This is a genomic window from Sphingomonas sp. CCH9-F2 (genome assembly GCF_001556735.1).
In the GTDB taxonomy this organism is placed as follows: domain Bacteria; phylum Pseudomonadota; class Alphaproteobacteria; order Sphingomonadales; family Sphingomonadaceae; genus Sphingomonas; species Sphingomonas ginsenosidimutans.
The window spans coordinates 1-9,781 of sequence record NZ_LSJO01000260.1 but is presented as its reverse complement, the minus strand read 5'-3'; the positions used below and the strand labels follow the sequence as shown (position 1 = coordinate 9,781).

Below are 9,781 nucleotides of genomic sequence, written 5' to 3'. Positions count from 1 at the left end.
GCCCACCAACGCCTGCCAGTTCTTCTATGATTGCCGACATTGCGCGGCGGTGCTGCGGCCCCTGGCCGGCGACTGCTGCGTGTTCTGCTCGTTCGGCGATGTCCCATGCCCTCCGATTCAGGAGGCGAAGGCGAACGGGACCGTGGCGGGCTGCTGCGGGTGAGGGGGTATCGCACCTTTCAATCCGGGATGAGCGCGTAACCCCGGATTTGTAGATTCGCCAAGGTTGTAAGCGCCGAATCATCGATCTCAACGCCCGAAGCCACTTGGTTCGGCATGATCTCATTTCCGACCATGGCCTGACTGCAAACGCGGATTGAAACACCGGCTTTCTGGAGAGCGGCAATCAGCGCAGCGTTCGGGTTGGCCGCTACCTTCATACGCGCCGCATATGGCGCGTTCTGCAGGACGAGCGGGGTCGCGGGACCATGAATGATGACGGCGATGTCACCAGCCGGATGGACCTTGTCCGCGCCTAGCAGGTTCACGAAGCGCGCGACCTTCTCAAGGCTGGGATTCACTTTGTCGGGAGAGCTTGCGGCCTTGGTGACATTGAACAAGACGCGGTAGCGAAGCTTGGGATCGGGCCGCTCGGCAGCACTGGGCACGGCCACGATCCCGCCAAATCCCGGTATTACGGGATAAACCAGATTATCCTGTGCAGCTAGCGAGGTGCCGCCGGTCAGCATCGTTGCCGCGAGCAGAAATGTGGCGAAAGCTCTTTTTGGCAACCTTGCTCTCCTGTTGGACGGTAGGCGCTGCATAAACTCTCCAGAAGTGGGAGCCTACGCCTACGCAACACTGAACTGGCCCATCATTCCATTATCCTCATGTTCAAGGATATGGCAGTGATACATGAAGGGAGCGCTCTTGGCCGGCTGATCAAATCGGATGAGAAGCTCCACCGGTTCCTTGACGAGGACCGTGTCGCGCGGCCCCTGGTCGAGAACATCGGGCTGCCCGCCACCGCGGGTGAGAACATCAAAGTGGACGCCGTGAATATGGATCGGGTGGCGCATCATTTCGCCAGACACCTCCCATATTTCGGTGGAGCCTAGCTTCACCGTCTCATCGATGCGATTCATGTCGAATGGCTTGCCATTGATCGTAAGGCCGCCACCGCCGCTTCCTGAGCCCATCATGCCGCCCATGCCCATGTTGAGGCTCAGACGGCGACGGCGCACCGCCTTGCTGGCGTCGGGCCCAGTTCGTGATGCCAGAAGGGTCGGCACGACGCCGCTGGCACGAGCCTGTCCCAACGGCCGTGGTTCAAACCGCAGCACGGTCGCTGGTGCCGCGGCATCGGTCCTTCGGGCGCCACGCCCCATCATACCCATGCCGCCCATCATCGAGCTGTTGGTATCAGCCGCCGTCACCAGCGAGGCGGACCTACCGTCCGTGAAGTCCACGAGAAGCTCGGCACGTTGGCCCGGCGCCAAGGTTATGGCTTCCAATGCCACTGCGTGTTCGAGCAGCCCCCCTTCGGTTCCGATCCAGTGAAAGCTCCGCCGATCGGAAAACGACAGCTCATAAATCCGCGCGTTCGATGCGTTGACGAGCCGCAGGCGAACCAACCGATTTGGCACCGCCGCCAGCGGATTCACCGCGCCGTTCACAAGGATCGTGTCGCCGCGCCGGCCCTGCATGGCGACCATCATGCCGCCTGGCATGACAAGGCGACCATTTTCGAACTGGCGATCCTGGATGAGCAGGGGCAGATCGTCCACGCCATATTCTGACGGGAGCCCCAGGCCCTGCTCTTCGTCGTCGGTTACCAGCAACGCCCCAGCCAGGCCCGAATAGACTTGCTCGGCCGTCAACCCATGGACGTGTGAGTGATAAAGGAGGGTCGCTGCGGGCTGCCGGATCGGGAGCGTGGGCCGCCAGGTCGCGCCCGGCGCGATGATCTGATGGGGGCCGCCATCCAGCTCTCCGGGGATCAGAAGCCCGTGCCAATGCACAGTCGTGTCCGCGTTGAGCCCGTTGGTCACGACAGCCGCCACGTCGTCGCCACGGCGCACCCTGATCGTCGGTCCGAGATAGCTGCCATTATACCCGAGCGTGTCACTCGGCCGGCCTGGATAAAATGAAGTCGTTCCGGACTGGACCCGTAGCGCGAATGAGCGGCCAGGCCGTGCGTCCAACAGCGGCGGCATCGGAAGCGGGTTTGCACCTCCCCCGCCGAGGCCCGGCGTGGAGCGCGAGCAAGCGGTGGTTGCGAACAATGCCGCTCCGCCAGCCAACAGCGAACGTCGATCGAGCATCTAAATCTGTCCCAGCGTGCAGCGCAGCTCGGAAGCGATACGGACAGCCTGGTCGATCAGCATGGGGTTACCTCGCACTCCGGCGCTTCGAAGGAGCCTCGATGGCTTGGCGAAATAGTAGCTCACGGGGGGAACCTCCTAGCTGGCGCTTGATCGAACACCACTCCATCATATATGCTACATATAAGATGTTTGGAGCAACTGTGCCACCTTCCCTCGTTAAAATGTCTCCGGAGCTTCTGGAGGAAAAGGCCGGCGAAGCGGAAGCGTTCCTCCGTTCGCTTGCGAGCCGGCACCGTCTGATGATCCTGTGCAGCCTGCTCGGCGGGGAGTTGTCGGTAACCGATCTGGGCGAACGCCTCGGACTGACACAGTCGAATTTGTCCCGCCATCTGGCCACGCTGCGCGACGAAGGCCTGGTCGGAACACGGCGGGAGAAAACGACGATATTCTACCGCATCACGTCCGAGCGCGTGCTGCCGATCCTGACGGAACTCTACGCACTCTTTTGCGCCGGTGACGAAGCTGAGAGCAGAGAATCCTGACGATGGAGGGTTTCACCCCATTCTCGGCCATCGTGGGCGGCGCGCTAATCGGCCTCTCGGCTTCCTTCCTGTGGATCGCCAATGGGCGCATCGCTGGAATCAGCGGCATCGTCGGCGGGGTGCTTGCGCCTGTCCGCGGCGAGATGGCCTGGCGCGCAACATTCCTGGTCGGCCTGCTCGCCGCGCCCTTGCTCTACCGGGCGGCGGGCGGCCTGCTACCGGACCTCACGTCGCCGGCCCCAGTCGCCGTCGTGATCGCAGCCGGCCTTCTGGTGGGATTTGGGACTCGGCTCGGGAGTGGTTGCACCAGCGGGCATGGCGTCTGCGGAATAGCGAGGCTCTCGCCCCGCTCGCTCGCCGCGACAGGCGTCTTCCTCATCACAGCGGCCGCGACTGTGTACGTCGCCCGACACGTCATCGGACTCTGAGCAATGAGGAAGCTGCTCATCGCGCTCGCCTCGGGGCTCATTTTCGGCTTCGGCCTGATCGTCTCCGCCATGATAGCCCCCAGCAAGGTTCTGGCGTTTCTTGATGTCGCCGCGCCGTCGTGGGACCCGAGCCTTGCCTTGGTGCTGGCCTCGGCCGTCATGGTTTCAGCGTTGGGATTTGCACTCGGCCGAAGGCGCGATGCTCCGCTTTTCGCACCGGCGTTCAATGGGCCATCGTCCCGGTCCCTGGACAAGAAGCTTCTCTCGGGCGCGGCTTTGTTCGGCGTCGGATGGGGCCTCGTCGGCTACTGCCCTGGTCCGGCCCTGGTCGCCCTGAGCCTCGGAGCGCCGGCGGCGCTGGTGTTCGTCGTGGCGATGCTGGCGGGCATGGGCGTCTTCGCCCTTCAGGAACGTTATCGCGCAGCCAGGCCCGGGGCAAACCCATGACGCCGGTCGACATCCTCACGCTCATATCCGGTGTCGTCGTCGGCTTTACCCTCGGGGTGATCGGCGGCGGCGGCTCGATCCTTGCCCTGCCGTTGCTGCTGTATGTCGTGGGCATGAAGGACCCGCACGTCGCGATCGGCACGAGCGCGCTGGCGGTGGCCGCCAATGCCTTCGCCAACCTGATCCAGCACGCCCGGGCCGGAACCGTGAAGTGGCCCTGCGCCCTCGTCTTCGGGGCATCGGGCGTCATAGGCGCCCTGATCGGCTCCACCCTGGGCAAGATGGTGGCGGGTCAGCATCTCCTGGTGCTGTTCGCAGGCGTGATGATCGTGGTGGGGGTTTCCATGCTGCGCGGCAAATCCGGCGGCGGCGACCCGGGCGTGCGGATCACGCGCCCCATCGCTGTGCGGCTCGTGGCGATCGGCCTTCTCGCCGGCCTCCTGTCAGGGTTCATCGGCATCGGCGGCGGCTTCCTGATTGTGCCCGGCATCATGCTCGGCAGCGGCATGCCCATCCTCAACGCGGTCGGATCGTCGCTGTTTTCGGTGGGAACGTTCGGATCGGCGACAGCCCTCAACTATGCCCTGTCAGGACTCGTGGATTGGCGCGTGGCCGGCTTCTTCATCGCTGGCGGGGTCGCTGGCGGCGTCGCCGGCATGCAAACCGCCATCCGGCTCGCCGATCATAAGGGCTTGCTCACCCGCATCTTCGCTTTCGTCCTGCTGGCCGTGGCCGCCTACATGCTGTTCCGCAGCCTGGGCGGGATCGGCGGCTAGACACCATTGGAGACCGATCATGATCTTTCGTCAGTTGTTCGAGCCGGAGTCCTCGACCTACACCTACCTCCTCGGTTGCCCGGAGACGCGCAAAGCCGTCCTGATCGATCCTGTCCTCGAAACGATCGAACGCGACCTTGCCGCGCTTCAGGAACTGGATCTCGAACTGGCTTATACGTTGGAGACGCATGTGCATGCGGACCACGTCACATCGGCCTGCTATCTGCGCAGCCTTACCGGCTCCAAGATCGCGTACCCCGCCATGGACGGCCTTCCCTGTGCTGACGTGGGGGTCGCCGAGGACCAGCCTTTGACTGTCGGCGCGCTCAAGCTTCAGCCGCTGTTTACTCCGGGGCACACCGACGCCCACCATACCTACCTGGTTGAGCAGCCCGATGGTCTTCGCGCCTTCACCGGCGACGCCCTGCTAATCGACGGCTGTGGCCGCACCGACTTCCAAAACGGTGACGCCGCCACCCTTTATCACTCCGTCACGCAGAAGATTTTCACGCTGCCGGGCGATGGTCTGATCTACCCGGCTCACGACTACAATCATCGCCACATCACGACAGTGGCGCAGGAGCGTGAACGGAACCCGCGCCTTGCGGGCAAGACCGTTCAGGAATTCGTCGCGATCATGGCCGCTCTCGATCTTCCCTACCCAAAGAAGATCGACGTTGCCGTTCCGGCAAACAAGCTTTGCGGTGATTGCCCGACAGATTTGCCGGAAATGCTGCGCCAGATAGGCGGCAAGTCCGAGCAGGGCTGAGCCATCCGATACAGGTTCATTTACAGGAGAAAGTCGATGCCAACACGCACCTCGAAACAACTGGTTTCCGAAGCGAATGCGATTGTCGAAACTATCGCGCCTGACGATGCAGCCAAACTTGTCGGCAATCCCAAGGTCCAGTTCGTTGACATCCGCGAGCCAGGGGAAGTCGCAAAATCGGGGCTGGTGGCTGGTGCGGTGCATGTCCCGCGTGGCCTTCTGGAATTCCAGGTCGATCCTGAAAGCCCCACCCACAATGCCAAACTCGCCAGTGGATCGCGGTTGGTGCTCTATTGTGGGTCCGGCGCCCGCTCGGCGCTGGCCGCAAAATCACTCAAGGAGATGGGCGTGGAGAATGTCGCCCACGTCCCCGGCGGGTTTGCGGCGCTCAAGGATGCCGGCGCTTCAATCGCACCGGAATAACCCATGGCGCGCTCGAGCGCCGCTTCTCGCAGGCAGGATACAATCCTTGGATAGCCATATCGCATTCGCCAGCCTCGGATTGAGCCCGATAGCCATCTCCATAGGCCCGCTCGACATCCGCTGGTACTCGCTGGCCTATATCGCCGGCATCATTGCCGGGTGGTGGTATCTGCTGCGGCTGCTGGCCCAACCAGCGGCCCCGATGAACCGCGCACAAGCCGACGATCTCGTGTTCTACGCGACGTTGGGCGTTATCCTCGGTGGCCGTCTCGGCTATGTGATCTTTTACGGTCCTGAGATGATCTTCGACCCCCTGCAAATCCTCAAGCTGTGGGACGGCGGCATGTCGTTCCACGGGGGTGCAGCTGGCGTCTCGCTCGCGCTGATCCTGTTCGCGCGACGACACGGCCTCGAATGGCTGCGGGTCCATGATTATGTCGCCTGCACCGTGCCGATCGGCCTGTTCTTCGGCCGCCTCGCTAATTTCGTGAATGGTGAGCTTTGGGGAAAGCCCACCGATGTGCCTTGGGCGATTGTGTTCCCCGGAAGTCGCGATGGCCTCGCGCGTCACCCGAGCCAGCTCTACGAAGCCGGGCTGGAAGGACTGGTCTTGTTTGCCGTGCTCGCGTGCCTTTTCTGGTTTACCAACGCCCGACGTCGCCCTGGCATGCTCGTCGGCGTGTTCCTTCTTGGCTATGGGCTCGCTCGCTTCATTGTCGAATTCTTCCGGGAGCCGGATGCCCAGCTTGTCGGCTTCACAGCCAGAACAGGGCTTCATATGGGTCAGTGGCTCACCGTGCCGATGATTGCCGCAGGTATCTATTTGATAGTCGCAGCTTGGCGCGCCGGCTCGCGCAACCAGCAGGGCAAATCAGTAAAAAGTGAGCCAGCAATCATGCCAAAATCGAGTTGCAGTGAATAGGAACTAGCGGTCGCTATCCTGCTGCTCCTCAAGGCTAGCACCAACTTTGATTGTGCATCGCACCGTCTCGCGCGTTCGGGCTGCGGCCTTGCTGCACCCTTCGATCGTTTCGCGATTGGCCAACACCATCCTGTCGGCCGCTATGATCGCGCGGAACGCGGTGGGCGAGGCGGCCTGCATCATCCGCTGCCCGCCTTCCCACATTGACAGGTCGAGCGCTCGCGCCGCCATCTTTTCCGGCCATTGCCAGCTCGCCGGCACGGCACGCGCGACGACGCCGGCGAACGCCGCCCAAAGCACCATGCCGAGCACCACTCCGCCGATCGCCGTCCACATCAACCAGCGGTTCTGCTCGTAGCCCCGCCGCGCCGATGCGGTGACGCCCTGAAGCGCCCGAGTTGCATCCTTCAGCTCTGCGGCTGCGGTCGCGATCGTCCGCCGGTCCTCGGCGCGGGCGTCACCGCCTGCCGCTACGATCCGGTCAACAACGTGACGCGGCGTTGCTCCGTCCCTGGCTGCCGTCACCAGCGCGTCGGCGCGCTGCAAGGTGGCGTCGATCTTCTGCACCATGCCCGCCAGCGTCTCGCTATAGTCGGGCTGCTCGGGAAGTTCGGCGCGCTCGACCGCCATGCGCTCGACGGCGCGGCGTAGCAGCGCCAGCTCACCCTCCACCCGCGCGAAGGCCTCCTGGGCTGTCTCGGGTTCGTGCTCGTCCTTGCTCAATCCTGCTTCCTTTTCATACCCGAAAGCACGAATGCCTACCGGCTCAATCCCCGGTCGCGCTCGCGGTCCGGCCCCAGCGATTTCGCCAGCGCATCCCCGATTGCGCGGTCATTCTCCAGTTTCAGCTCCAACTCGGGCGCGCGGCGACGCAGCGCGGATTCAAGTTGCGGATCGCGGCCGATCGCACCGGCGACCTTCGCCATGTTGCCGCGCATCCGCTCCGCGCCGGGGCGGTCGCCCGCCCGCTCAAGGGCAGCACGATCGCGCTGCATCGCCTTCCAGGCTTCCACGAAGCGACCCGCGCGCGCCTCCGGGTCGAGCCGCACGCGCTGCTCCTCGGCCATCGCGCGCACGGCCCCTCCGGTGTTGCCGCCAGCGGCCTGCTCGATGAGACTGGGATCGCGCCTGAGCGCGGAAGCGAGATCACGCGCGGCATGGGGCCGGTTCGCGTCCAGCGCCTCGCCAGCCTTGCGCAATGCGCTCTCCTGATGCGGCAGCACCGGCAAGTCCTTGGCGCGCATCCGGCCTATATCGGCCGCGGCGCGCGCATAGCGTTCGATCGCCCCGGCCTGGTCGGGCTTGCCCCCGATCGCCGGCTCGGCCTGCGCCTTTACATCCGAAATGGATGTTTCTCGCACCGCTTTGGGCCGGAAGCCGTCGAACATGCCCTTGGCCTTGTCGCGCACCTTGGCGGCGATCTCCCGTGCGAGTTCCGGGAACCGGATCTCGCGCCGCTCGGCGAAGGCGCGTGCCCGGTCCTGGTCGGACGGCGCGGCATAGTCGCCGGCCATATCCTTGGCGCGGTCACGCGACAGGACGCGGGCGAGCTGGCGCTGATCGGTGAAGTCGTCGCGGCCATAGTGGAACGCCACCCCGTCGCGATGCCGGGACAGGGCGACATAGGTACCGTGCCGGTCCATCCCCGGCGTCGCCAGCACATGCGCGCGATCGACGGTCACGCCCTGCGATTTGTGGATGGTGGCGGCATAGCCGTGATCGACATGCGCATAGTCCTTGAGGTCGAACGCGACGCGGTTGCCGTCATCGAGCCGTACCGCCATGCGGCGCTCGCTGACCTGCTCCAGCGTGCCCAGCGTGCCGTTCTTCACGCCCATGCTGCGCTCATTGCGCAGGAACATGATCCGGTCGCCGGCCGCGAAGTCGCGCCGGCCACGCTCCACGGTTACGCCCACGTCCGCGCCCAGCTCGCCGGTCGCTCGCATCCGCCCGCGCGCCTCCTCGTTGAGCGCGCGCACCTCGGCGTTGGTGTGGGTGAGAATGATCCGGGTCTTGTCCGGCTCGGCCTGGCGCTGGCGATCCCAACCACCCACCAGCTCGCCCCGCGCCCCCTCGCGCGTGTCGGCCGCCTGCACCATGCCCCGGCTCTCATAGGCGTGCAGCGCCGCGCCTGTGCGGCCTGTGGCGAGCGAACGCGTCGCCTCCTTCTGCCAGTCGTCACGCTGCCGGCGAACCTCGGTGATCTCGGCCGCGCCATGCCGCTCGGCCATCGACCGGAACGCCGCGCCGGCTTCGATCGCCTGCAACTGCTCGGGATCGCCCACCAGCACCACCTTGGCGCCGGCATCACGGACATGAGACAGCACCCGCTCCATCTGGCGGGTGCCGATCATGCCCGCCTCGTCCACCACCAGCACGTCCTTGGGGCCAAGCTGGTCGCGCCCCTGCCCCCATGCGTGTTCAAGACTGGCGATGGTCCGGGACTGGATGCCCGATCCGCCCTCCAGATTTTCGGCCGCGATGCCGGACAGCGCCGCGCCGCGAACGGTGTAGCCTGCGTGCTCCCATCCATCGCGCGCGATGCCCAACATGGCGGATTTGCCGGTGCCGGCATATCCGACCACATTGGCGATGCCGCTCGACGCGGTTATATGCTCCAGCGCGGCTTGCTGCTCGTCCCCGAGCACGAGCCCTTCACTCCCGGCAACGGCGCTCGCTCGGTCGAGAACCGCTGCCGGGAGACCATGATCCCTCCGCGCCGCCAGCTCGTCTCCAGCACGCTCAAGCCGCGCTTCGGTCGCGATCATATCGCGGGACGTGAACCGCTCCTGGTCACGCCCGTCCTTGCCCAGCGCCACCAGCTCGGGACTGGCGCGCACCGCCGCCATCACCTGGTCGAACTGCTCCTTGCCGTCCGAATGCCTGAACGCGAACGTCGCAAGGTCGCGGGTAGTGAACGTGGCCTGCTGCCGGGTGATGGCGTCCAGCGCGACATTGGGATTGGCGATAATCCGATCGCCGTTCTCACGCGCGATGCGCGTGTGATCCTCGATCCGCTCCGCCTCAAGCCCCTGCTCCGGTCGCCGCGATGCTGCCGGGCCGATCTTGTGCTGCGGCTCCAGCTCGATGCCCTGCTCCTCATAGGAGCGATGATCGATCCGACCCTCAAGCCCCAACTCGGCCATGCGCTCGTTGACATGCGCGCTCCACGCCTCACGCCAGTCTTTCAACAGCTCGGTGCTGTTC

At 64.8% G+C, this 9,781-nt stretch carries 12 protein-coding genes; 8 read left to right on the top strand and 4 right to left on the bottom strand.

The window, feature by feature from the left end; all coding sequences use genetic code 11:
* The coding region (locus tag AX685_RS23330; RefSeq protein ID WP_269450472.1) for a GDCCVxC domain-containing (seleno)protein at nt 1-163 on the top strand (163 nt) is incomplete at its 5' end.
* Nucleotides 164-179: 16 nt separating this feature from the next.
* Here AX685_RS23330 and AX685_RS07765 read toward each other — a convergent pair.
* Nucleotides 180-689 (bottom strand): DsrE family protein, encoded by a 510-nt coding sequence (locus tag AX685_RS07765; RefSeq protein WP_007406276.1) that lies wholly within the window; start codon nt 687-689, stop codon nt 180-182.
* Between the two features lie 102 nt (nt 690-791).
* Nucleotides 792-2,264 (bottom strand): multicopper oxidase family protein, encoded by a 1,473-nt coding sequence (locus tag AX685_RS07760; protein ID WP_007016074.1) that lies wholly within the window; start codon nt 2,262-2,264, stop codon nt 792-794.
* 203 nt (nt 2,265-2,467) lie between these two features.
* On the opposite strand from AX685_RS07760, the gene AX685_RS07755 reads away from it, so the two are divergent.
* From AX685_RS07755 to lgt, 7 genes are read left to right on the top strand one after another with little or no spacing between them, the layout of a single operon-like run.
* A complete protein-coding gene (locus tag AX685_RS07755) occupies nt 2,468-2,809 on the top strand; it encodes an ArsR/SmtB family transcription factor (RefSeq protein WP_004213264.1) in 342 nt (113 codons plus the stop codon).
* 2 nt (nt 2,810-2,811) lie between these two features.
* Complete coding sequence (locus AX685_RS07750; protein WP_004213265.1) at nt 2,812-3,237, top strand: YeeE/YedE family protein; 426 nt, start codon at nt 2,812-2,814, stop codon at nt 3,235-3,237.
* A 3-nt stretch (nt 3,238-3,240) separates the two neighbouring features.
* Nucleotides 3,241-3,684 (top strand): DUF6691 family protein, encoded by a 444-nt coding sequence (locus tag AX685_RS07745; RefSeq protein WP_004213266.1) that lies wholly within the window; start codon nt 3,241-3,243, stop codon nt 3,682-3,684.
* A complete protein-coding gene (locus AX685_RS07740; RefSeq protein ID WP_066487222.1) occupies nt 3,681-4,460 on the top strand; it encodes a sulfite exporter TauE/SafE family protein in 780 nt (259 codons plus the stop codon). Before AX685_RS07745 ends, AX685_RS07740 begins: the two co-directional genes overlap by 4 nt.
* 19 nt (nt 4,461-4,479) lie before the next feature.
* Nucleotides 4,480-5,229, top strand: coding sequence for an MBL fold metallo-hydrolase (locus AX685_RS07735; RefSeq protein ID WP_007016078.1), 750 nt, complete (start codon nt 4,480-4,482; stop codon nt 5,227-5,229).
* Nucleotides 5,230-5,265: 36 nt separating this feature from the next.
* Nucleotides 5,266-5,652: a rhodanese-like domain-containing protein gene (locus AX685_RS07730; RefSeq protein WP_004213269.1), complete on the top strand. Its 387-nt coding sequence runs from the start codon at nt 5,266-5,268 to the stop codon at nt 5,650-5,652.
* 46 nt (nt 5,653-5,698) lie between these two features.
* The gene (lgt, locus tag AX685_RS07725; RefSeq protein WP_007016079.1) at nt 5,699-6,574 is read left to right on the top strand and encodes a prolipoprotein diacylglyceryl transferase; all 876 of its coding nucleotides are present in this window, start codon (nt 5,699-5,701) and stop codon (nt 6,572-6,574) included.
* A gap of 3 nt (nt 6,575-6,577) precedes the next feature.
* Here lgt and AX685_RS07720 read toward each other — a convergent pair whose 3' ends face one another.
* Complete coding sequence (locus AX685_RS07720) at nt 6,578-7,297, bottom strand: DUF6118 family protein (protein WP_231635606.1); 720 nt, start codon at nt 7,295-7,297, stop codon at nt 6,578-6,580.
* 35 nt (nt 7,298-7,332) lie between these two features.
* Nucleotides 7,333-9,781, bottom strand: a 2,449-nt coding sequence (gene traA / locus AX685_RS07715) for a Ti-type conjugative transfer relaxase TraA (RefSeq protein WP_066487219.1), incomplete at its 5' end; no start/stop codon positions are given.

Coding starts and splice junctions, on each gene's coding strand:
- AX685_RS07765 (WP_007406276.1), bottom strand. CDS start 689: ATGCTGACCGGCGGCACCTCGCTAGCTGCACAGGATAATCTGGTTTAT.
- AX685_RS07760 (WP_007016074.1), bottom strand. CDS start 2,264: ATGCTCGATCGACGTTCGCTGTTGGCTGGCGGAGCGGCATTGTTCGCA.
- AX685_RS07750 (WP_004213265.1), top strand. CDS start 2,812: ATGGAGGGTTTCACCCCATTCTCGGCCATCGTGGGCGGCGCGCTAATC.
- AX685_RS07745 (WP_004213266.1), top strand. CDS start 3,241: ATGAGGAAGCTGCTCATCGCGCTCGCCTCGGGGCTCATTTTCGGCTTC.
- AX685_RS07740 (WP_066487222.1), top strand. CDS start 3,681: ATGACGCCGGTCGACATCCTCACGCTCATATCCGGTGTCGTCGTCGGC.
- AX685_RS07735 (WP_007016078.1), top strand. CDS start 4,480: ATGATCTTTCGTCAGTTGTTCGAGCCGGAGTCCTCGACCTACACCTAC.
- AX685_RS07730 (WP_004213269.1), top strand. CDS start 5,266: ATGCCAACACGCACCTCGAAACAACTGGTTTCCGAAGCGAATGCGATT.